16 protein-coding genes are annotated in these 24,688 nt (G+C 43.6%); 11 read left to right on the top strand and 5 right to left on the bottom strand.

The annotated features are described in order from the left end of the window. The first annotated feature begins 168 nt into the window (after positions 1-168). Positions 169-7,956, top strand: coding sequence for an immunoglobulin-like domain-containing protein (locus NSQ38_RS26195; RefSeq protein WP_339784833.1), 7,788 nt, complete (start codon positions 169-171; stop codon positions 7,954-7,956). Between the two features lie 138 nt (positions 7,957-8,094). Here the strand turns inward: NSQ38_RS26195 and NSQ38_RS26190 are convergent, their stop codons facing one another. Beyond that, entirely contained in the window at positions 8,095-9,039 is a 945-nt protein-coding gene (locus tag NSQ38_RS26190; RefSeq protein WP_339784831.1) for an FAD:protein FMN transferase, read from the bottom strand. A 9-nt stretch (positions 9,040-9,048) separates the two neighbouring features. Next, a complete protein-coding gene (locus NSQ38_RS26185) occupies positions 9,049-9,978 on the bottom strand; it encodes a LysR family transcriptional regulator (RefSeq protein ID WP_339784829.1) in 930 nt (309 codons plus the stop codon). Positions 9,979-10,154: 176 nt separating this feature from the next. Between NSQ38_RS26185 and NSQ38_RS26180 the strand changes: the two genes are divergently transcribed. From NSQ38_RS26180 to NSQ38_RS26160, 5 genes are all read left to right on the top strand, one after another. Next, a complete protein-coding gene (locus tag NSQ38_RS26180; RefSeq protein WP_339784828.1) occupies positions 10,155-10,772 on the top strand; it encodes an NADPH-dependent FMN reductase in 618 nt (205 codons plus the stop codon). Between the two features lie 13 nt (positions 10,773-10,785). Continuing rightward, positions 10,786-13,209 carry a flavocytochrome c gene (locus NSQ38_RS26175; protein ID WP_339784826.1) on the top strand — a complete coding sequence of 808 codons (2,424 nt, stop codon included), beginning with the start codon at positions 10,786-10,788 and terminating at the stop codon, positions 13,207-13,209. Between the two features lie 247 nt (positions 13,210-13,456). Beyond that, positions 13,457-14,266 (top strand): lysophospholipase, encoded by an 810-nt coding sequence (locus NSQ38_RS26170; RefSeq protein WP_339784824.1) that lies wholly within the window; start codon positions 13,457-13,459, stop codon positions 14,264-14,266. Between the two features lie 46 nt (positions 14,267-14,312). Continuing rightward, positions 14,313-14,834 (top strand): MarR family winged helix-turn-helix transcriptional regulator, encoded by a 522-nt coding sequence (locus NSQ38_RS26165; RefSeq protein ID WP_339784822.1) that lies wholly within the window; start codon positions 14,313-14,315, stop codon positions 14,832-14,834. A gap of 111 nt (positions 14,835-14,945) precedes the next feature. Beyond that, entirely contained in the window at positions 14,946-16,295 is a 1,350-nt protein-coding gene (locus NSQ38_RS26160; RefSeq protein WP_339784820.1) for an FAD-binding oxidoreductase, read from the top strand. Between the two features lie 127 nt (positions 16,296-16,422). Here the strand turns inward: NSQ38_RS26160 and NSQ38_RS26155 are convergent, their stop codons facing one another. The 3 genes from NSQ38_RS26155 to NSQ38_RS26145 form a co-directional block, all read right to left on the bottom strand. Beyond that, the gene (locus NSQ38_RS26155) at positions 16,423-16,719 is read right to left on the bottom strand and encodes a putative quinol monooxygenase (RefSeq protein ID WP_338593415.1); all 297 of its coding nucleotides are present in this window, start codon (positions 16,717-16,719) and stop codon (positions 16,423-16,425) included. 97 nt (positions 16,720-16,816) lie between these two features. After that, on the bottom strand, positions 16,817-17,467 hold the full coding sequence (locus NSQ38_RS26150; protein WP_339784818.1) for a nitroreductase family protein: 651 nt from the start codon (positions 17,465-17,467) through the stop codon (positions 16,817-16,819). Between the two features lie 27 nt (positions 17,468-17,494). Beyond that, positions 17,495-17,914 carry a MarR family transcriptional regulator gene (locus NSQ38_RS26145; RefSeq protein ID WP_074094402.1) on the bottom strand — a complete coding sequence of 140 codons (420 nt, stop codon included), beginning with the start codon at positions 17,912-17,914 and terminating at the stop codon, positions 17,495-17,497. Positions 17,915-18,333: 419 nt separating this feature from the next. On the opposite strand from NSQ38_RS26145, the gene NSQ38_RS26140 reads away from it, so the two are divergent. From NSQ38_RS26140 to NSQ38_RS26120, 5 genes are all read left to right on the top strand, one after another. Further along, a complete protein-coding gene (locus tag NSQ38_RS26140) occupies positions 18,334-20,355 on the top strand; it encodes an AraC family transcriptional regulator (RefSeq protein ID WP_339784816.1) in 2,022 nt (673 codons plus the stop codon). A gap of 51 nt (positions 20,356-20,406) precedes the next feature. Beyond that, positions 20,407-22,008 (top strand): AraC family transcriptional regulator, encoded by a 1,602-nt coding sequence (locus tag NSQ38_RS26135; RefSeq protein ID WP_339784814.1) that lies wholly within the window; start codon positions 20,407-20,409, stop codon positions 22,006-22,008. 108 nt (positions 22,009-22,116) lie between these two features. Continuing rightward, entirely contained in the window at positions 22,117-23,097 is a 981-nt protein-coding gene (locus tag NSQ38_RS26130) for an ABC transporter substrate-binding protein (protein ID WP_339784813.1), read from the top strand. A 33-nt stretch (positions 23,098-23,130) separates the two neighbouring features. Continuing rightward, positions 23,131-23,910, top strand: coding sequence for a hypothetical protein (locus tag NSQ38_RS26125; RefSeq protein ID WP_339784812.1), 780 nt, complete (start codon positions 23,131-23,133; stop codon positions 23,908-23,910). Positions 23,911-24,145: 235 nt separating this feature from the next. Then, positions 24,146-24,667, top strand: coding sequence for a TetR/AcrR family transcriptional regulator (locus NSQ38_RS26120; protein WP_339784810.1), 522 nt, complete (start codon positions 24,146-24,148; stop codon positions 24,665-24,667). Positions 24,668-24,688: the final 21 nt, after the last annotated feature.

Genomic DNA, 24,688 nt, shown 5'->3' with positions numbered 1-24,688 from the left:
TGAAAGTCTTGAATACGTAATATGAGAAGAAATGTAAGCGCATTCTTTTTAAGGCGCTTCTCTATTTCCTTGAGCGAGGTGGTCTAGTTTTAAAGGTGAGAAGGGGTTGTATGCTTCTGAATATTAACCGAAGGGGAGAATGCAATGCGGAAGCGAATTTCAATCATAATGTTAGCTTTTCTTTTGACCTTTAGTAGCTGTTTTAGTCTTGTCCTGCCATTTAGCAATCAAGCTTCAGCGGACACAATAACACCAACGATGTTGGCACATTATCCATTGCTTGAGGATGTACAGGATATATCAGGTAATGAAGAGCATGGAACGGCCGTAGGAAACATTACGTACACCGAAGGTCTCACTCTACCCGGGGGAACAGATAGTAATACGAACTACGTTCAGCTTCCTACTGGTTTGTTTGATAATCAAGAAAATACAACGATTTCTGTATGGATCAAGAGCAACACGGGGAGTGGGAACTACTCAGCATTATTCTATGGTACGCCAGCAGCTGGCAATAACTTGCCAAAAAATTACTGGATGTTTAATCCATCGAATCCAAGTGGTGATTTTAAGTCCGTATTTACGAATAACAATAATGTTGACCAGCCTTGGACGACTGAGGTAGGGGTATCAGGCACTTCTACGTCACAGTACAAAGGTCAATGGGTTCACTATACAACGGTTATTACAGAAAGCTCTATTACAGGTTACATTAACGGTGTAAGTATAGGCACGACCGCCAAAGAGAAAACAACAGCAAGCTTTGGTACGGATTTGCATGCTTACATCGGACGCTCCAATTATTTGGGGGATGCTACTTTTGCGGGTAGCTTTCAAGATTTAAGAATTTACGGAGAGGCACTAAATAATGAAGATATCGCTGTAGTATATGAACAATCGTTTAATGAAAAGCAAGTACAACAAGGCAAAATAGAGCTAACGTTAGGTGATATATCGGCAGTTACTGAATCTCTTGTACTGCCTACTCAAGATAAGAATGGTGCAATGATATCATGGACTTCTAGTGATGAGAGTGCGGTTAGTCCAACTGGTGAAGTGTTCTTACGAGAAATGGAGCAACAAGTGACGTTAACTGCAACCATTTCATTAGGTGGAAGCCAGGCAACGAAGGAGTTCATTGTTACCTTACTACCTAAGGATGACTCTGTTGAGCAGATTACCGTTCAAGAAAAGATGCTAAAAGATGATCTTATTCTTCATTACAACATGAAAACGACCGAAGAAGTAGACGGTCAACTCGTACTGAAGGATGTTGCCAATAAGGCAGTTACATTTGACGGAATATTTAGAAATCCAAACAATGGACAATTCATTTCAAACAGTGAGGTTGGTTTTGTTTCCTTCAATGGTGGAAGCTCTACATCGAATAGTGGACATATTGAGATTCCTAAGGGCTCCAATGGACTAGATCTACTACACGGTCTGAATGAGATTACAGTATCTTCAATCGTGAACTGGACGAATGATGGTACGAATCGTTGGATCTTCGGTTTGGGTACGGTATTAACACCGGAAACGAACAAATATTTCTTCGTAACACCACGGCACGGTAGCGGATCAGGTAATATGATTGCGACAGGTATCTCCAAAAATGGCTGGCCAAACGAAGCATTAGTTACAGGTAGCGCAAACTCAAACCTGATCGGTGGGCAGTGGAAGCATGTAACGGTGTCCTTGTCCGAAGCTAGCAATAGGATAACGTTATTCGTAGATGGAGTTAAGGTTGCTTCAGGTAATGCGAAGGGACTAAAGCTGTCAGAAATTATTAATTCGGATGCTCCATTCTCTGGTTTTATCGGTAAGTCAATCTTCTCAAACGATCCGTATCTTCAAGGTAGCGTAGCTGATTTTCGAGTATATGATCGCGCGTTGACGGAGCAAGAAGTAGGCGAGTTATATCAACAAGAGGGAGCAACTCACATCTCAAAAATACGTCAGCTCACTGTTGATGATGCCGCGAATCAACTTGACATCAGTCGTTACTTAGGCGAAGGCGATAAGAGCACCGATAAGATAACGAGAAACGTTACATTACCGACAAGTGGTAAAAACGGCGTGAGCATTACTTGGAGTTCTAGTCATCCTGATGTCATTTCTAACAGTGGCACTGTACAACGTCCAGCTGTTCAGGAAGGTAATGTTCAAGCAAAGCTTACGGCCACTTTAACGTATCAAGGAGTATCAACTACAGCTGTATTCCCTGTCACGATCTTGAAGCAATTCGATGATCAGCAGAAGGTTGATTTAGATGCTGAACAGATAGAGATCTACAATGCTGACAACGTTAAAGGCAACTTACGTCTTGTCACTACAGGTGAACAAGGCTCCACAATTACATGGGTATCTAGCAGACCGGCAGTTGTTAAAGGAACGGCTGAAGCGGCTGGTAACGCTACACAGCTAGGCTGGGTAAGCCGTCAAGCTACGGATACGCCCGTTACGCTAATAGCTACAATTACGAATGGTGCAGCTTCTAAAGAGCTTACGTTTAACGTTACGATTAAACAAGCAATTGCGCCAGTTCAGCCTGATGCTTACTTCTTTGCATACTTTACAGGTGAATATGAGGGTGGTGAAGAGATATCCTTCGCTACAGCTGAAGATCCATTGTTCTGGAAAGCGCTGAATAATGGTAAGTCGATCCTTCAATCCGATATGGGTGAAAAAGGACTTCGTGATCCATTCGTTATTCGGTCACCAGAAGGTGATAAATTCTATATGCTGGCAACAGATTTGAAAATGGGCGAAAGTACAAATTTTGACCAAGCTCAAATTACGGGTAGTCATTACATGATGATTTGGGAGTCGGAGGATCTCGTTCATTGGAGCGAGCAGCGTATGATCGAGGTTGCGCCCAAGACTGGAGGAAATACGTGGGCACCAGAAGCTATCTATGATCCAGTAACTGGAGAGTATATCGTATTTTGGGCATCATCGATGAAAAACACAGAGACATACGGTGATTATAACGGAAAACCGGAAGGTCAGTACAATGTGATGTACTACGCAACAACACGAGACTTTTACAACTTCTCAGAGCCAAAGGTCATGATTGATGAGTCACTTCCAACCATTGATACAACGTTTATTGAGCATAATCAGATGTTGTATCGATTCACCAAGTCAGAAGTGAATACTAAAGTGTATGTGGAGAAAGCACCAACGTTCTACGATGACAAGGACGGTATTGCAGAAAACGGCCTTCAATACGACGCTGTTCCTGGTACACGTGACAATAAACTTGGCTTGATCGGAAATAATGGAAACAACGAAGGGCAAACGATTTTTAAGGATAATAATAAAGACAAATGGTATCTGTTCCTTGATTCATGGCCATATCATGTCCGATATACAACAGATCTGGATAGCAGCACGCAATATATTAATAATGTATTAAGTAGTGATCAATATGCACTTCCGCCAGGACCACGACACGGAACGGTAATTCCAATCTCACGTGCAGAGTATGATGCTTTGCAAGAGAAGTATGCATGGAAAGGTCCAGCACCAGCAACAGACCCGGTTGTACATTACTCATTCGATGCAAATACAGTGAAGGGTACAACGTTGAATGACATTTCTGGTAATGGTCATCACGCAACACTAGTAGGTGGAGCAACGATTAATGAAGAGGATCGTATCGGTAAAACGGGTGGTGCACTAGAACTTAATGGATCAACAGGATATGTGAAGCTACCAGATAACTTGATTCAATCCTTGAATCTTGAGAAGGCTACGTTCTCTACATGGGTTCAAATGGACAGAAATCAAGCAAATCAAAGAATATTTGATTTTGCTTCCGAAACAGGCAGACAGATTAACCGCAACACCATGTACTTGAGCACACAAGGTGATACAGGTAGTCTGGAGTTTGCTGTCGTAACACCTTTTACAGAGAAATTTAGTAGTGACAGCACGAAACTCGGATCAGATTATAAATATGCGGTTAGAAATGCTGGACTATTACCAACGAAGACTTGGCAGCATGTTGCCATTACAATGGATGAATTTGATGCAGTATTGTATGTGAATGGTCAAGAGGTTAAACGTAGCTCGACATTTAACGTTGAGCCGAGAATGTTACTGGAAACAACGATGAATTATATTGGTAAATCGAGAAACAGCTCTCATAGTTTATTTGATGGTAAATTGGATGATTTCCGTATTTATAATCGTGCATTATCCATTGAAGAGATTGCAACATTGGCTGCTGAAGACGTTACTCCTCCAGTAGAGCAGCCATCCGGGGCAGAGCTCATTCTTCACTACGATATGAATGATATCGATGGTGCGACGGTTATTGACCAAACAGGAAACTTCAACGGAAAATGGATGAACCCGTCTAAGGCAGAATGGATTCGTACACAAGATGCTGGTGTACTAAGCTTTACTGGTGGCACAACTAACTCTTATGTAGAACTGCCACAAGGAGTTCTCGATGGATTAACGAATATGACCGTTTCATCCATTGTGAACTGGAGCGGTAAAAACGCTGCCGAGTGGTTATATGCATTAGGAAGACCAAACAATAATACACACTATACGTACTTCACACCACGTTATAACGCTAACGGTCTAGCTCGTTTAGGTATCGCGACGAATGCTTGGAATAATGAGTCTTCAACTTCCACCACGGGCTTAAAGAATAATGAATGGAAAGTAGTTACGACTGTTGTTTCAGGCACGGAGGGTACACTTACGCTTTATATTGATGGTGTTGCAGTTGCATCAGGCTCAACGAATGGAATGACACTAGAACAAATAAAAAATACTTCAGGCAGTAGTGGATACATCGGTAAGTCATTTTATCCAGCTGATCCATACTTCGGTGGTATGATTGCAGACTTCCAAATCTATGATGGTGCTATGACTGCGGCAGATATTACATCACTTAAGGCCCATTCAGATCAGAAGATTGCTTTAATGGAGGGTATGCTTGTATCGGCTGCGACGGAGAAATTAACGATTCATGATCTTCTTGCTGCTAATGCATCAAAAGATACGATTATAAGCAATGTCACATTGCCAACATCAGGCGCTTATAGCACAACAATAAGCTGGACTTCAGATAAGGAGAATGTCATCTCAACTACAGGTGCCGTAACTAGACCAGCTAATGCAAAAGGTGATCAAGTTGTAACGTTAACAGCAGTATTTACAGATGGTACAGAGACAGTTAACAAAACTTTTCAGTTGACGGTTAAGGCATTGCCAAACGATGTCACTTCTGTAGATGAAGCAAAAGCAGCACTAGTCGTTCATAACATTAATGATGTAAGAGGTCATATAACAATACCAGCATCTGGACTATACGGAACAACAATTACTTGGGCTTCTGCACAACCGAACGTCGTTTCAGTTACTGGAGAAGTAAAACGTCCGGCACACGGTAGTGGAAATGTAGACGTGAAGCTTACAGCTACGATTACATTAAATTCAGCATCCACTACGAAGGAATTCATTGCAAAGGTGAAGGAACTGCCTGCTGATGAAAAATATGCGGGATACTTTTTCACATATTTCACTGGAGAAGGTACTTCAACAGGCGAGCAAGTTTACTTTGCACTAAGTAACGGCAATGATCCGTTGAACTGGCGAGAATTGAATGATGGTAAACCCGTATTGACCTCTACCTTAGGGGAGAAAGGGGTACGTGATCCGTTCATTATTCGTTCGCCTGAAGGTGACAAGTTCTACATGATCGCTACCGATCTGAAAATTAACGGCAATGGTAACTGGGGCAGAGCACAGACATGGGGCAGTCGTTCCATTATGGTTTGGGAATCGAATGATCTAGTCAACTGGACAGATCAACGCATGGTAGAGGTTGCACCGGAAGAAGCGGGTAATACATGGGCACCAGAAATTATGTACGACAAGACAACGGGTGAATATATCGTATTTTGGGCATCAAGAATGTTTGATGATGCATCCCATACAGGCAGTGCATATCAAAAAATGATGTATAGCAAGACAAGAGATTTCTATACGTTTACGGAACCGCAAGTATATTTGGATTATGGATATTCCATCATTGATACAACGATGATTGAGCATGATGGAAAAGTGTATCGTTTTACAAAGGATGAGCAAGACAACGGAGTTTCTGCTCCATTTGGCAAGATGATCTTCCAAGAGGTGGGTGACTCGATCTTAGATCCAACCTTCAAGATGATTAATCAAGGCGTTGGTAACATCAAATGGGTTGAGGGTCCAACGATCTTCAAATCGAATACAGATGAAAAATGGTATTTGTTCGTAGATGAGTTTGGTGGAAGAGGTTATGTTCCATTCGAGACAACCAATCTTGCATCAGGTGTCTGGACATTAGCTTCTAACTACAACTTACCAGCGAGTCCGCGTCACGGAACGATAATTCCAATTACACAAAGTGAGTATGATGCACTCAATGGGAAGAACGTACCGGTTAGCGGAATTAGCTTGGACAAAACGACGTTGTCCATCGTAGAAGGTCAATCAGGGCAATTGACAGCTACGGTTGCACCAGCTAATGCAACGAAAAAAGCAGTAACATGGAGCTCAAGCAATACAGCTGTAGCGACTGTAAGTGCGACAGGTCAAGTAACAGCGGTGGCACCAGGAACAGCAAGGATTACAGTAACTACAGTGGATGGTGGTTTATCATCCAGCGCTACGGTAACGGTAACACCATTGGTTGATGGAACACCACAAGCACCAGGCAGTGGTAATGGAAATGGTGGCGGTGACGGTAACATCCCTGCACCTACAGTACCAACAGCTTCAGGTGGAAGTGAGCCAGTGGTCATGGACAACGGCCAAATAAACATTAAACCAGTTGTAAATGAGAGCGGTACTTCTGAAGTGAAGTTAAGTGCGGATACAGTGAAACGTGCGCTTGATCAAACGACAGGCGGTAAGCTACACATGCGAGTTGAAGCTGATGCAAGCTTGAACGGGCTAACGATTGAGCTAGCCGTAGATCCGCGCTTAACAAGTGGATCTTCTACGGTAGATCGCATCGAGATCAACACAGGCTCTGCAGTTGTAACCGTGGCAACCGAACTGCTTGGAACAGGAACAAGTGCGGGGAAAACGTTAGGATTGTCGATTAAGAAAATCGCAGCTAATCAACTGCCAGCTGGCGCACAAGCTCAGCTGAACGGTGAAGTCGTATACGATTTCGAGCTAACGATGGATGGTAAGAAACTTACAGAGTTTGATGGCATAGATGATCTCGTGATTGAATTGCCATACACACTAAGGGCTGGCGAAAATCCAAACAACGTCGTTGTATACGATGTGAAGGACAACGGAGCGCTAAGAGTGGTGACAAATGGTAAATACAATGCAGCGACAGGAAAAGTAGAGTTCAAGCCAACGTATCTGAGCAAGTATACGGTAGCGTATGTTGCAACGAGCTTTAAGGATGTGACCCAAGACTGGGCGAAGGATGCAATCTCAGCATTGGGAGCAAGAGGCATTGTGAAGGGTGTAGGCGACGGCGAGTTTAATCCGAATGGTCAAGTGACAAGAGCAGAATTCATCACCATGCTGATGAATATGTTTGAGCTATCGGGTGAGAGCGCAACGACAAGTTTTAATGATGTGAAGCAAGGAGAATGGTACCATGGACATATCGCAACCGCGCAGAAGCTGGGGATTGTGAACGGGAAACCAGATGGACGATTCGGAGTTCATGAGAACATTACGCGAGAAGATATGGCGGTTATGGTATACAAGGCGATCCAAATGAAGCAACTGGCGTTAGCAAGTGGTGAAGCTACAGCCTTCAAGGATGAAGCAAACATCGCAAGTTATGCAAAGCAAGCGGTAGAGGCAATACAGGGAGCAGGCATCATAAACGGTGTAGGTAACGATGAGTTTGCACCGAAGAAGAATGCCAGCCGTGCAGAAGCAGCAGTGATGATCTTTAATTTGTTGGGCTTGATGTAGACACGTTAAGTATGAGGCAGTTGCTATTGATTCACTCTGATAATAAAGTAGGGCGGAAGAACTTTTTCCGTCCACTTTATTGTCTGTTTAATCAGCGAGTAGGAAAAGCCGTTAGATCCTGGCTTAATGAAGTAGTTGTTAACTTTTCCTTAATACGGGCTCAATTCTTCCCCTAAGATTATCGCTATAGGCCAGATTTCCATCCGTAGTAATTACGGCAGCTTCGATATCCTTCATATTATTTACTTTATGAATAATGGAGACAGCGTCGCACCCAAACAATTCTGTCGTATATATATCACAGTCGAGCGATCGCTCCGCAATAATCGTTAACGAAGCGATATTACTTTCGATTGGATAGCCTGTTCTGCTGTTAAATATATGATGGTAATGACTCCCTTCCTTTTCTAAAACTCTCTCGTATATTCCTGATGTAACAACGGATTGCTCCCGTATACTAACGAGTGCTGCTGCATTTCCTCTAGGTAAAAAGGGATTTTGAATTCCAACCTTCCAGTGACTGGACCCGGTGGGAGAATCGCCATGAACCAATACATTGCCGCCCATATCGACCATAGCTGATGCAGCTCCGTTTTTTTTGAAAAATGACATAACTTGATCGGCAAAATAACCTTTAGCAATCGCTCCAAGGTCGATTTCCATGCCCTTTTTGAATAAATGAACCGTTTGCTGCTCATCGTCAAGCTGTATATGCTCCGGATTCAAGAGCTCCAGCGCCGCTTTAATCTCTGTATCCTCCGGCACATGTGCCTCGCGGAAACCAATTCTCCACAATTTGATCAAAGGCCCTATCGCAATATTTAAAAACGAATCTTTATTCAGGCTGTGTTCTTTGCCTATCTTTATAAGATCATACAATTCCTTGTCTACTCTAAGCGGATGTGATGCGGCTTCTTTTTTTAACATGGCAAGCTGCGAGTACTCACTGTTGGCACTAAATACTTGTTCATAACGGATGAGCATATTCACTGCTTCCTCGGCAAGCTCTTCAGCATCTGTCCCCTCGATATAGAGAGATATGTTCGTTCCCATGAGCGGTATCGTTCTCGTAAAAGTTTTCATGATAGCCTCCTATATTGCACATTGTTGTCCGTGATTGAGAAAAGTATGGATGAGGTCATGATCCACGCTATTCAGCTTTTTTTCTCCATGATGGGCTATAAAATAATCCAGACTCATCTTCTCTACAGGGATTGGATAGATGTTGTATTCCGAAGGGCACTCCTTGATATGGATACTTTCAGGCACAAAGGTCAGACCTAAATTATGCTTTGCCAGCTTTAGTACCGTGTAAATTTCTTTGCTCTCCATCACGATATTAGGCTGTATCTTGTAGACACTGAGCAATTGATCAATCTGTTTTCGGATTGCCGAACCCTTGGACGTTAGAATAAGCTGTTGATTCAAAATGGTGCTAATCTCAAACGTGCCCTCCGGGATAATTGCAACATTCTCTTGATATAATTCACAGCAACGCGGAATGATGGCCTGGTAACTGTGCCTGCCCCAGTTAAACGAGTTCAAGTTAGGGGAGATACTGCTTGAATTTTGCCCAATCCAGAAGTCCAACTCATTATTTTGGAGACGTTTCTCATTTTTTTCAGGTAAATCCTCGACAAGATTAATTTTATAAGCAGGATGAAGCTCCAGAAAAGCTGGTAAAAAAAGAGGCGTTAAGTACGCACCGAGGCTCGGAAGAATGCCGATCCGTAACACTTTATTGTCGAGATCCGATACATATGAGATTTCCCTCATAAGCTTGGCGTAGCTATGTTCGAGTGACGTTAGGTATTGATAATATATTTTCCCCTGCTCGGTTAATCGGTACGGAAGTTTGTTGCGAGTGATTAGCTCACAGCCCAACTCACTTTCGATTTTCTTGATAACCTTAGTGAGGTAGGGCTGAGATATGTAAAGGGATTGGGCAGCTCTGCTATAGTTACTGTATTTCAATAGGCTGTCAATGTAACACAAGATATCTTGAGATTCTAACTTAGACATGTTTCTCACCCCTTGTGAAAAAAGTAACAAACTTTGAATTTGAGGTGATTATAACAAATTAGTTATCAAACTGCAATGAATAACTATTAGATCATTTGAGCTTTGAATGTTAGAGTTATGCCGAAAGAACGAGTCTGACATTTACGAACATCATCTCGAATGACAGAGAGGGGATTATGATGAACTATTTAGCTATCGTAGGCACAAATTCGGATGTGTCAACCAACCGGACGTTACTTCAATTTATGCAAAAGCATTTTGCTAGTGAAGCCCAGATTGACTTGTTTGAAATTAAGGATTTGCCTGCTTTTATTGAAAAAGATGAATTAGAAGATGCTGAAGTTGATATTCCTGTGAAGGTACAAGACTTATTAGATCAAATCTCTAAAGCGGAAGGTGTCATTATCGCTACTCCTGAGTATGACCATGCGATTCCTGCCGTTCTGAAAAGTGCGCTGGAATGGATCAGTTATACCACTCAAACCTTGAAAGACAAGCCGGTTCTGATTGTGGGTGCTTCACATGGTGCACTCGGTTCTTCCAGGGCACAAGCACATCTTAGACAAATCCTGGATTCGCCTGAGCTTGGTGCGAGATTGATGCCTAGCAGCGAGTTTCTTTTGGGAAAATCACAGAGTGCATTTGATAACAGTGGCAATCTTATTGACGCTGACAAAGTAGCGGAGCTTGACGAAATCTTCAATGAGTTTGTTTTGTTTACGGAGATCACTGCGGAACTGCTGTCAAAACGAACGTTGAAGAAAAAAACGAAAAAATTTTCCTGGCAAGAGTAGGGGGCTAATCACAATGAAAATCATAGCGATCGTTGGCACAAATGCAAAGAAATCGTATAATCGCAAGCTGCTTCAATTCATACAAAAGCATTTTGAGTCCAGAGCAGCCATTGAAATCCTCGATATTACAGATGTTCCGATGTTTAATCAGTCCGATAACCAAACAAACAGTGCAATTATACAATCGTTTAATGAAAAAATTATGGCAAGTGATGGTGTCATTATTGCGACTCCAGAATATAACCATTCCATCCCTTCATCCCTTAAAAGCCTGCTGGAATGGTTGAGCTTTGAAATCCATCCGCTAGCTGGAAAACCCGTGATGATCATTGGTGCGTCACAGGGAACACAAGGTTCCTCGCGTGCACAGTTGCATCTTCGTCAAATCCTGGATGCACCGGGTGTCGAAGCTAATGTGATGCCAGGATATGAGTTTTTGCTTGGAACTGCACATAAAGCATTTGACGAATCAGGTAACCTGAACAATGAAGGAACGATCGATTTCCTGGAAACATGTTTCCTGCGGTTCCTTCGGTTTGCCAAAATTTCAAATCAGTTGAACGAAGAAGAAGAATTCACTTATCATCCCGGTGTGTATGAGGTCAATGCCATAGGTCATAGTGGCAATCTGCCGATGAAGGTATCCTTTAGTGAAAATCGGATCGAAAGCATCGATATTGATTCCACGGGAGAAACCGAAGGTATCGCGGATGTTGTTTTTGTAAGAATCCCGAATAAAATTATCGAGGGACAGACGCTGAATGTAGATGCCCTCTCCGGTGCTTCTGAAACCAGTAATGCTGTCATCAATGGTGTAGCCAAAGCGGTTAAGCTTGCCGGAGTGAATCCTGACATTCTGAAAAGACGTCCAAAACCTGCTAGCAGCCAGATGAAAGATGACGAAGAATACACTTGCGATGTGGTCGTTGTAGGTGGAGGTGGCGCAGGACTCAGTGCTGCTGCTACAGCTTTACAACAAGGAGCAAGTGCGATTGTACTTGAGAAATATCCTGCTGTTGGGGGAAACACGATCCGCTCAGGTGGTCCTGTTAATGCTGCAGATCCTGTATGGCAACAACAGTTCACTGAGAATCCAGGGGAAAGACAGACGATTGAGAATTTATTAAGTACCGATGAGAGCTTGATCCATCCGGAATATATCGATGATTTTCATGCACTCAAAGAAGAGTTTACTGCGTATCAGGAACAGTTCGGTACAGAAAAGGCTTATTTATTTGATTCCCCGCTGCTTCACAGAATGCAAACGTATTTCGGGGGCAAACGAACGGACCTGAATGGAAACACGATCTATGGACAGTACGATCTGGTTAAAGTACTTACAGACCATGCCTTGGAAAGTGTGCAATGGCTTGAGGATATCGGTGTTGAATACGATAAGAGCATCGTGTTTGCTCCAGTGGGTGCCCTTTGGCGCCGTGGTCATAAACCTGTCAAAAGTTATGGCTCTGCCTTTATCATTGCACTTAGCAAATATGTAGAAGAGCATTCAGGAAAAATTATTACAGATAGCCCGGTCAAACAACTGATCATCGAAGATGGAAAAATAACAGGTGTCATCGCAACCGGAGTTAACGGACAGAAAATTACCATTCATGCAAAAGCGGTTGTTCTTGCTAGTGGTGGTTTTGGTGCAAATACACAGATGCTCAAGGAATATAACACGTACTGGAGCCATATTGACGATGATATCAAAACAACAAATTCCTATGCGATGACTGGTGATGGAATATCGCTTGGTAAGAGTGCAGGAGCAGCACTGACAGGCATGGGCTTCACTCAAATGATGCCGGTAGCCGATCCGGAAACGGGCGAACTCTTCAGTGGACTGCAAGTACCGCCTGAAAACTTTGTCATTGTGAACAAAAAGGGAGAACGATTTGTTAATGAATTCTCTGGACGAGATGTCTTAACAAAAGCGGCTATCGAGCAGGGAAGTTTATTTTACCTGATTGCGGATGACGAGATTAAGAAAACCGCAGCGAATACAAGCCAGGAAAAGATAGACCGTCAGGTCGAAGCAGGTACCTTGTTCAGAGCCGATACCATAGAAGAACTGGCAGTGAAAATCAATATGGAACCTGAAGTTCTTAGAAATACGATTGATAAGTATAACTCATATGTGGATGCGGGCTTTGATCCGGAGTTCCATAAGGATACGTTTAGCTTAAAAGTCGAGAAGTCTCCATTCTATGCTACGCCTAGAAAACCGGCGGTTCATCATACAATGGGTGGTATCCGGATCGACACCCAAACTCGCGTATTGGATGAAAACGGTCAGCCGATTGCACATCTGTATGCCGCTGGGGAAGTTGCAGGAGGTATACATGCAGGCAACCGTTTAGGCGGTAATGCCTTGACGGATATCTTTACTTTTGGGCGAATCGCTGGTAAGACTGCTGTTGATGAGATGAACTAAATGCCTCCCACTAAACACAAGGATTCTCGAGTGTTTAGTGGTTTTTTTATGATTCATAGCAGTGATACTTATTTATTTGAAAACGCTTTAAATTTACTGTGGACAACAGCCATTTCGGATGATATATTGTTTCTGTAAGAAACAATATTATTTTTGATTGAAATAATAATAAGCGTGTCCATGGTAGGGCGGAGGATATGATCTCTCGGTGCTTAAGCTTGGACATCACAAAAAGGACGGGGAAACGATGACTAAAATTGAGAAAAGCATTCAATCCTTTGACGGTACACAGCTTTATTTCAGCAAGGATACAGTAGAAAATGCAAAAGCCGCTGTTGTTATTGTACACGGACTAGCTGAGCATGCAGGGCGCTACGATTATGTGACAGAGAAGCTGAGCCAGCGCGGGTTTAACGTATATCGCTTTGACCATCGCGGTCATGCCAGATCGGAAGGACAGCGAACGTTCTATAAAGAATTTGATCATCTTATTGAAGATGTTCATGTCATTGTTGAGGCGGCATTGCAAGAGAGCGGTGATCTTCCACTGTTTGTGATCGGGCATAGTATGGGTGGTTTTGCAACCTCATCCTTTGGAACGAAATATCCTGGCAAGGTTAAAGGCATCGTGCTATCCGGAGCGCTCACTCGTTACAATACAAAAGTTGCCGGAGAACTGCCGATGGATCTTCCTACAGGCACGTATTTCCCGAATGAACTGGGCAGCGGTGTATGCAGCGATCCTGAAGTTGTATCCGCTTACGCAAATGACCCACTGGTGGAAAAGCAGATCTCTGTAGATTTATTTAACAGTCTGGGAAATGGCATAACATGGCTCAAGGAGAACGCCAGACAGTTTACAGATCCCGTGCTTGTACTGCATGGAGCCAATGATGGACTGGTCAGCGAAAAGGATTCTCGTGACTTTTACGGGGATATCGCTTCAACGGATAAAACACTCAAAATATATGCTCATCTGATGCATGAGATATTTAATGAACCGACTCGTGATGATGTGATTGAAGAAGCCATTACATGGATTGAAAAACGGATCTGATTTCAGTAGAGTAAGAGAGAGAATCTGAATATGAAAGGGATTACGCATGAAATTAGATTGGATGGGCGACCATCGGGCACTGATTGAGAAAATTATCAAATACGGTAATGCGTACTCAAACACCTATAAGCTGCAGCGAAGTTATGGTACAGATATGATGTTCTCGGCTTCACAGATTCAGACCCTGGAATACATTCTGGAAGCCGAGGACAAGGAAGAGAAGATGTCGGAAATGGCCGCACGCCTGGGCGTAAGCCGGAGTACATTTTCCAAAAATGTGAAGAATCTAACGGAAAAAGGTCTGCTCGAAAAATTTCATTTAAGCGGCAACCGCAAAGACATATACGTCAAACCTTCGGCAAAAGGTCGAGAGGTATATGCGAAGTACACCGAATTTGTAAGGGAGCTTTGCTTTGATGAGATTTTCAAGTATGCAGATCAGATTTCGGATGTGGACAAGCAGAATTTTATTCGCATCATGGATTTGTTTGCCGATGTGCTCGTCTGGTATGGTGAAAAAGAACAGGAAGCGCGCAAGTTAATCAGAATTGATTCCTCTGAAACATGAACCTTGAAATTAAGGCACCAGCCCATTCCCTCCGCGAATGTCCGTCATACAGTATAAAGTGCTTGATGCAGCAGAGGCTGTAGGACAATTATTCAGCAGGGAGTGGGATGTGTGAAATCATCAACCAAGCTTACCGGACGGGTTATTTACAAAGGTGATCCAGGATATGAAGCGGCGCGGAAGAACTGGGACCCCCATACGGACAGATTTCCCAAAGTTTTTGTTTTTGCCCAACGGACGAAGGATGTATCCAACGCGATCCGATGGGCTCGTGAGAATAATGTTCCGATTCGTCCGCGGAGTGGCAGACACGCGCTGGAAGTGAATCTTTCCCAAGTGAATGGCGGTATCGTGATTGATGTGAGTGATCTGAATTCCATCAAACTTGATAAAAAAAATGGAACGGTTGTTGTTGGAACAGGAAACCGAGTGGGAAGAATTGCAAACACCCTTGCGAAACAAGGATTCATAGCTCCTTTTGGTGACAGCCCTACTGTCGGGATCGGTGGAATTACATTAGGTGGGGGAATTGGGCCTCTCCAGCGTACCATCGGTCTTATCAGTGATAACCTGCTTGAGGTAGAGATGGTGGACGCCAAAGGAAAAGTGATTCGGGCCAATAAAAATCGTAATTCAGATCTCTTTTGGGCCTCGCGGGGAGGAGGCGGTGGTAACTTCGGAGTATACACTCGTTACAAATTCAAAGTGCGCCGTGCTCCAGCGAAGGCTACTGTATTTAAAATCACCTGGCCATGGTCTCAATTCGAAGAGGTACTTAAAGTATGGCAGAGGTGGGCTCCCTCAGTTGATACGAGACTGGGCAGCGAGTTGTCCATCGGACCGAAAAAGGGTGGCAACGTCCTTATGGAAGGGCTGTTCTTAGGCTCTAAAACAGAGGCTCTCCGTTTATTACAGCCAATTACGAGTGTTGGCAAACCGACGAGCTCCGTTGTTCGTTTGTTACCTTACACGGAAGTTGTGAAGTTCTTATTACAACCTGATCCGACCGAGACTCAACGGTATAGCAACCAGTTCTCGTCCGGTTTTGGACAGAAACCATTCCCTGACAAAGCCATCAAATCGATGCGCGCATTTTTGGAGAACTTGGAAGAGGGGCCAGGCGGCTTCTATTTCCTCAACTGGGGCGGAGCAGTAAGTCGCAAATCACCTAGATCAACCGCCTTCTTCTGGCGTAAAGAGAAGTTCTATGTGGAATGGACCAGTACGTGGCTCAAACCATCCCATGCCGCCAAAAATATCGCACTCGCTCGTAATACTCGCAAGAAATTGCAACCATACATTGTGGGTTCCTATATCAACGTTCCAGACCAAGGGATCAAGAATTCCGGTCCAGTGTACTATGGAGCCAACTATGCCAGACTGCGGAGAGTCAAAGCCAAGTATGATCCAAAAAATGTGTTTAACAATCCGCAAAGCATCACGCCGGCTCGGATCGTGTAGTCCAACACTAAGTAATTAAGGATCTGAAGTGAACTTATTTTCAAAAGAAAACTAAAAAGCCGCCCTCGGTCATAGGACCAAGAGCGGCTTCTTCACATGTTAAATACGCATGGAAGTTAATGAACTATTAAGCTTTAACTTGTTCTCCAGCAAATACTTCAACGTTCATAGGAGCGGCCATGAATGCTGCTGCTTGTTGTACAAAAGCTTGGAAATGCGCGCTTGTGTTATGGGATGCTGTAGCAGCTTCATCTTTCCACAGCTCGATCATCGTGTATTGTTGTTCGCGTTCTGTGCTTTTTGCCAAATCGTAGCTGATGTTACCTTCTTCTTGACGTGTAGCAGCAATCAGTTCTTTCGCAGCTGCGATGAATGCTTGCTCTTGATCCGGTTTAACTTGCAAATGAGCGTGAATGATAATCATAATGTAAAACCTCCATATTGTGTTTGTTTGGAATGTGTTAAGAATGTATGCTTATTGACCAGTATAATCGTGACTTACAGGGAAACCGTCCCTGATATTATGCCCAAGTTGTGATTGTTTCTACAGGCAGACGGTAAGAAGGGTGACCTTCTTTGGCGGATTTACCGATCGAGATCAACATAACTGGTTGATAACGCTCTTTGTCCATGCCAAATGCCTCTGCGATTTGATCTTTTTCATAACCACCAATCGGGTTGGTGTCATAACCATGAGCACGTGCAGCAAGCATCAATTGCATGGAAGCAAGGCCAGCATCGATCAGGTTAACGTCGCGAAGATCAGAAGTAGCCATTTTTTCGTAATAAGGCATTACGGTTTTTAGTTGCATATCCTTAATGTCTTGTGGCATGTAACCAAGTTCTACAGCTTTACCAAAAATCTCGTCCATGTATTCAACGTTGTTCATGTCAATGAATACGCCAATGACTGCGGAGGAAGTCAACACTTGGTTTTGATTAAATCTTGCAAGTGGAGCAAGCTTTTCTTTACCTTCAGCCGTATCAACAACCAGAAAACGCCAAGGCTGCAAATTGATCGAAGATGGTGCACGGGAAGCTTCTGACAGAATTTCAGTCATTTCTTCACGGCTGATTTTCACTTCAGGATCGTAAAGTTTAACAGAACGGCGACCGTAGGTAATTTCGTTAAAATCATTGGTTTTTTGGAATTTGCTTTGAATTGTACTCATGCATGGATCTCTCCTCTATATATGGGTTTAGAAATTGTTCTGCATACGTTCCAGAAAATCGGCGAGTGACTGAACTTCGTCTTCACTGAAATCCTGTAAAATCTGGTTGATAAAATTGGTCTTCTCAGCTTTGTAGCCTTCAATCTGCTTCCGACCGTGGTCCGTCAAACGAACAAAAGTTACCCGATTATCATCGGGGTTCTTACGTCTTGTAACCATCAGGTCCGCCTCAAGCTGTTTCAAGTGGCGTGTAATCGCAGCACTATCAATGTTAATGATTTTCTGCAGCATGGATTGGTTAATCTCATCTACCTGATCCAGCTCATGCAGAATTTCAAAGCGAGAGGAACTGATACCTGTACAGCGTTCGAACTTGGGACTGATTTTGTTACCCAACACGTTCAACAGATTGATGATTTGTTCTTCTTTGGAAACAATACGTGTCATGACTAGACCTCCCGGGTGAATCTGAATCATGAACAACGGCGTATGTTAACCAATGATTAATGTTGCAGTATACAATGCCATTGCCTAATGATTATTTGGATGCTCTCGATCATTGATGTATCAATATTTGATGCGTCAATCATTGATGGCTCAATTAATATATCATGCCTTTTATGATTTTGCAACAAGTTAGAAAATGTTGCTGATGCTGGCGTTATTATCCCGCTACGTATACATTGCAGTCCGTATATGTTGTCCAAATGAATAAGTTAATATTGATTGTGCATGTTATTGAGAATTGTTATCAATTAATTTATAATGAAATGAAACATACATAATGAGCGAAAATTACAGGCAGTTCATAAGAGCAGCAAGAAGGTATGTCGATGTAATATGGCGGGAGGGAAAGTACAGCGGATATGAATTTGAATGATCACATCAGATTGTGGAATCATGTTTTTGTCAAAATACTGGATGTACGCCAAAACGCTTTGCATCCTGGGGAGAAGTTGAAGAATTATCAACTACCAGCAAGTACCTATCTATATATCACCGACGGAAGTGCACGGATACGAATGGATCAACACAGATACATCGTGGAGGGATTCCACATCATTCATGGAGGCAAGCAGGCGTATTTAAACATGGAGACGGATTCGGGCGTGGCGTATTATATGATTTTGTACAAAGCCATTCTAGCCTTGCCCTGTGGGATGGAAATTCAGTATCTGATGGACCATGAACGTCCGTTTCAGGACCAATATGCACTTGTACCAACCCGTCCGCTACACATGTATCAGTGTATGGAGGAATTGAAGCAGGAGTGGGAGCAGTCTACTAAGCTTGCAAAGTTACATGCCAAAACCTTATTTCATCAATGGGTTTATCTTTTATTGACAGACTTACACGAACAATCCATTCAGCCACATAAACCGGATACGGTCACACAGGCTATTGAATATATGAATGCTCATCTCCATGAGCCCATAGCTCTTGATGTAATGGCAGAAGTAATGGAATGCAGTGTGGGGCACTTGTCGAGGCTGTTCAAACAAAAGTTAAACATCAGTCCCATCCAGTATCTTGGACAGATTCGAATGGAGAGGGCCGCACATCTTCTGGTGCATACCAGTGCTACGCTGCAACAGATTGCAGAACAGATCGGCTATCCGGATGCACATTCACTGAGCCGCAGTTTCAAAAAAATAAAAGGTCTTTCTCCAATTCGCTACAAAAAAGGAGTAAGCCAACGGTTAAACAACTCGAAACAGCCATTGGTATTGAACAACAAGCAAGATTTGCCCAGTGTAATGCAAGAAAATGCCCTTCAATCGCTACATTCCCATCTATATAATGATATTGATTATCAATATCAAAAGAATGTTGGAGGGGAATTAATAATGCAAGGAAAATTCAAAATGACAGCACTAAGCATGATGTTGTGTCTCACGCTATTCCTCACGGCCTGTTCCAGTCCAGCACCGTCTGCAAGTGGTACGCAAACAGAGACCAATGCAGCTACTACACAATCGGGTAACCAGGCAACGGAGGCAGGGAAATCGACTGCACAGCCGGAGACGCGGACCGTCTCTACAATGAGGGGAGATGTGGTAATCCCGGCCAATCCGCAGCGTGTTGCTTCAGATCAATATATGGGGTACCTGCTGAAACTGGGCATTGTACCGGTTGGTGTAAGAACATTTATGCTGAACGAAGGATGGATTGAAAAGTCTGGCATTGCTGCTGATGTTATAGCTGGTATTGAGGATTTGGGAGGAGAGTTCCCAATGAATCTGGAGAAGTTAGTGTCACTTGAGCCGGATCTCATCATCGGTTCCATTGATAAAAATATTGAGGATTACGAAAAAATTGCAACGACCGTCTTTTTACCTTATTGGGAAGGCGATAAAACTTCCGGCCCACTGGAAAAGCTGCGCCGGATTGCTGGTGTTTTTGGAAAAGAGAAGGAAGCAGAGCAATGGATCACGACATATGAAGAGAATATCGAAGAGACTAAGAAGCAGATTGATGGTGTAATTAAAGAAGGCGAGACCGTATCCATCATACAAATAGGGTACAAAGCGTTGTATGTACTTGGTGCAGAAGGCGGGAACTATGGTAGTTCCACGATCTATGAGATGCTGAAACTGCCTCCAACGCAGCAAGCACTCGAAATGAAGGATGGATTCGAGACGATCTCCCTTGAAGTACTGCCTGAGTATATGGGAGATCATATCTTCTTATATGGTTCGGGTAGTGAGGACGCCAAAGAGATCCTGAACAGCGAGGTTTGGAAACGTCTGCCTGCTGTGCAGAAAGGACAAGTCTACGCCTACGGTTCCTTGGATGGTACAGAGGATGAGTTCGTTATGGAAGATCCCTATTCACTGGAGTTGCAGTTGGATAGTATAAAGAATTTACTATTGGGAGCTGAAAAATAGAGTGTAATCAGTTCACATGGAAACGGATCAGAACAGGGAGGGAACGTGAGCATGGAGGAAAATGATTGGATCAAACAACTGGAGCGACTACATCTCTCTTCTGTCCACGTCTGCCATTACTCTAGCAATCCGGGGGCTGTACAGCGTCGGATCTGGAAAAGGTTCGCCATTTGCAGGGTCATCGCGGGCAAGGGATCTTTGTCTATGGATAACATTGTACATACGGTATCTCAAGACGAGTGGTTTTTATTGAAGCCAGGAATGCATGTGGAGTTTCAGACGGATATGGAAGCACCTGTCCGATATCAGATCATTTTATTTTCCTGTGTTACACTTACCCGGCGTAAGTATGCTTGGCATACCGAGGCATTTGATCTCCCTGTGACGGGCAAACTTAATGTTCCTTCCAATACACGTGATATTCAGGAGATGATGGATACCCTGATGAGTGGAAAACACTCGATTACGAGTCTGAAAAAGACGCGCAGGAAACATCTTTTGCATCAGTTGTTGATTCAGTTAATGATGCACGTGAAAGAAGCAACACCCCCTGTAGCGGGGATGGATTTGGCACTTGATTATATGACGCATCAGTATATGGAAGACATTCGAATTGATCAGATGGCCCGCATGGCAGGGCTTAGTGTGAATCATTTTATAAGAACATTCAAACGGCAATTCAATATGACTCCGATCGAATATATCCTGAAACAACGTATGGGAAAAGCCAAGCAGCTCTTATTTTCTGCAGACAAAATCAAGGATATTGCGGAGCAAGTGGGTTATAAGGACGAGCACTATTTCAGCAGAGTTTTCAAGAAAAACGAAGGAATCGCTCCAACATTGTATATGAAAAATAAAGTGAATCGCATTGCCACCTTGTATTACGGGTTGGACGATTATGTGATAACGCTCGGTTTGAGGCCAGTATCCGCTTTATCCTATGGTCAGAGGGTGGCTCGTCATGTTGCCATACCTGCGCTTCAAGCACACAGTCATCAGGGACTTATCCTGGATAGCTTCAATCAGAACTATGATGATTTGAGGCGAGTCCAACCGGACCTGATTATTACAAGTGATCGTTTGGAGACAAATGATTCCCTGCATCGTATAGCGCCAACCGCCATGCTGGAGCATACTAACCATTTTGGCGAGAGGCTTCTGTACATGGCGGACATTATGGGTCGTAAGGAAAAGGCGGTACAGTGGATAGAACAGCATGCTGAACTGAGCCGGGTTCTTCGAGGGCGCATTCAATCGAGGTGGGGGAAGCAGAGTGCCATGTTTATCCGGGTGACCTCTCATTTCTACCGAATGTATGGATTGAATAACCAGACAGGAGCCCTATTGTATGATGATCTGGGATTTTATTTGCCTCGTGATTTTCCGGAACAACAGTGGGCTTTAGAGAGTAAAGTTGGCGATTTACAGTTATACGACGCGGATCATGTGTTTGTAATGGTCGATCCCACAGAAGAGGCACGTGCTCAACTGAGGCAATTACAGCAATCCAGTGCATGGTTGGCATTAAAGGCTGTTCAAGAAGGCCATGTCTATAATGCAGGAGATATTTTTTTCAAAACGCTGGGTCCCACCGGACGCATGTGGGCCATGCGATATGTGGCAGAGCAACTTGGAGTTACCTTACGGTGATATTGTGCAAGAGAAGAGAGTGGAATAATCCATGGTAAGCCTGTATGCTTTTCCCTACTATAGTGATAATGATTATTATTATTAAATAGTAGAGGGGATTCACTACAAATGGTAAGACAGAGAGCATCAAATATGATACTGTTGGCCCTGCTTGTGCTCGTACTGGCGGCATGTGGCAAGACAGCGGAAGTAAATGAAGCAGCACCTCAGCAACAGGATACAACTGTGGAAGAGAGTGGTACACAAACGATCAAACATCTTAAAGGAACAGCGGTTGTACCGCAAAAGATAGAGCGTATGGTGGTATTATCTGCTGCTTACATCGATCACATGTTGACGATTGGTGAGAAACCAGCAGGCGTTAATGTAGAAGTTCGTTACGGAGGAGATTATTTGCCTTACTTTGCAGATCAGCTTTTCGGCATTCCAACGGTAGGGTCTGCAGACAGTCCTAACCTGGAGGCTATCCTTCAGATTGATCCGGATGTCATCGTTATTGAGAGTCGAACTGCGGAGAGTACGTATGATCAGTTGGAGAAAATCGCTCCGACGATTGTACTGGGTACTGAATGGCTGGATTTTGTTGATGATTCAACATATTGGACACAGGATCTGTTGACTATTGCCGGGATGTACAACAAAGTGGATCTGGCAAAAGAAAAGATAGCCGAGGTAGAACAGCAGGCGAAGCAACTAAAAGCGAAGATCGAACAACTGGATCAAAAAAAGTTGGCTTATCTGCGTGTAAGAGAGAAGACCTTGCAAATATACGCGGCAAAAGGACATCCAACCAACACACTTTTGTATCATGATCTTGGATTTGTGCCAACGACTGTGACACCTGCCGAACAACGTGAGGACCTGTCCATGGAGAAAATTGCAGATGTTGATGCTGATTTTGTAGTTCTGGAGATTGACCCAAATGCCGATGAGTATTTAAACAATATCAATGCAAGCTCACTCTGGAAGGGAGTACCGGCTGTTGGTGCAGATCAGGTCTATACGACAGACTCGTTCTGGTTGTTTAAGGGCTGGGGAGCAATTGGGCGCAGCGAGATTATCAACGAAGTTGAAGATATGATTCAATAGATGGGACGTTATCCAAGACAGGATTATTCAGAAATGTCGGAAGCATTACAGCATTTTTTTGTGACGACGATCCGGGTGGACTGCGATGATTCCAAGTATCCTTTCCGCGTGAAGGATCTGCTGAATGATGAGAAACGAAACTCGATATTGCATGAACAGGCTGTGCAGCAAGGGCTTCAACTGGGTGGCAAAGGAAGTGTGGCCGTTGGTACACTTTTTGCTAAGCGTTATTCAGTGTTCGTTATGTCCGTAATCTCAGCATTCAGTCTATATGATACTATACTTAGCATTGCAGACGATGATGTGCGGTTTGAATTGAATGGAGCAGGTGGCATGCGGTATGAGACTCTGCTGGAGAGAACCTTTCTGGAGGGTGGAGATCCTGTTCAGCGCAGATCAGAGAGCGGCTTGCTCAAAAAGAGAGTGTTGCTACATCTGGAACCTGTCCTGCGAGCGGTAGCCGTTGCTACAGGCGCGAGCGATAAGGTCATGTGGTCTCTGGTTGCCCATAATGTGCAACAATTGTATGCACGTATGATCAATGATCAGAGCATATGGAAGACAGATGAACGGCTTGCAAAGATTCAAGCAGATCAAAGCCTCTGGCTGGATCGACAAAACGATAATGCATGTACATTTGCCAATGAGTTGCAGCGCTTCGAACATTCCGGGTGGCAGGGATCGCCGTTCCTGATACGCCGATATTGTTGTTTGGCATATCAGGTTGGGAGCGGCAGTCACGCACATGAATATTGTAATAGTTGTCCGAAGCTGGATTCGGAATCCCGATTGCGCAAACTTCTCCAGCAGTGAACAGACACTTTTTTACCGCACGGTATGAATCTGTTTCAGACAATCCATGTTCTCTTCGGTTTCCAGTGGATAGAATCTATGATTGACAAGTTACACAACCTGCAGCGGCTTGAGTCAGCGTCTGCGGGTTTGTTGGCTTTGCACAGGGTCACAATACCTTTGCATTGAGGTATCGTATTCGTTATACTTCAAGCTATTGATCAATTAATCACTAACTATTGGAGGACGGATTATCATGGCTAAGGAAACAGCAGCGTCAGTTAACCGGCGAAATGATATTATCTCTGCAGCAATTGACGTATTCGCGGAAATTGGCTATTATCGTGCGACTACAGCCCAGGTGGCTGAACGGGCACAGATCTCACAGCCGTATATATTTCGTTTTTTCAAAACAAAGGAAGCTTTATTATTAACTGCAATTGAGGTCTCCTGGACACGGGTGATTGATTCGTTTCGAATTGTGGTGGAGACGGCGACGCCAGATCAGTTGGAGAATGATCTAATTGAAGCCTATGATACGATTCTGGAATCGCACAAGAGCGAAATATTGCTTCAGATGCAGGCGCAAACGATCCGGGAAGAAGTCATTCGTCAGGCGATGCAAAAAGGCATTAGTGATGTACGAAGTATGGTACTGGAAGCATTCACCGTTGCAGGAATTGCTGAACCGCTGAAAAGAACCATGATTTTTCTGGCAATCGGGATGTTGTGTAATGTATCTAATGCATTGGATATGCCGGAGCTGAAGGAACGATAGAGAGGGAGGTAAAGTCCCTTC

The sequence above is a fragment of the Paenibacillus sp. FSL R7-0313 genome (genome assembly GCF_037969885.1).
Taxonomy (GTDB): Bacteria; Bacillota; Bacilli; order Paenibacillales; family Paenibacillaceae; genus Paenibacillus.
Note: the sequence above shows the minus strand (reverse complement) of the source record. Positions and strands in the feature narration are given on the sequence as shown.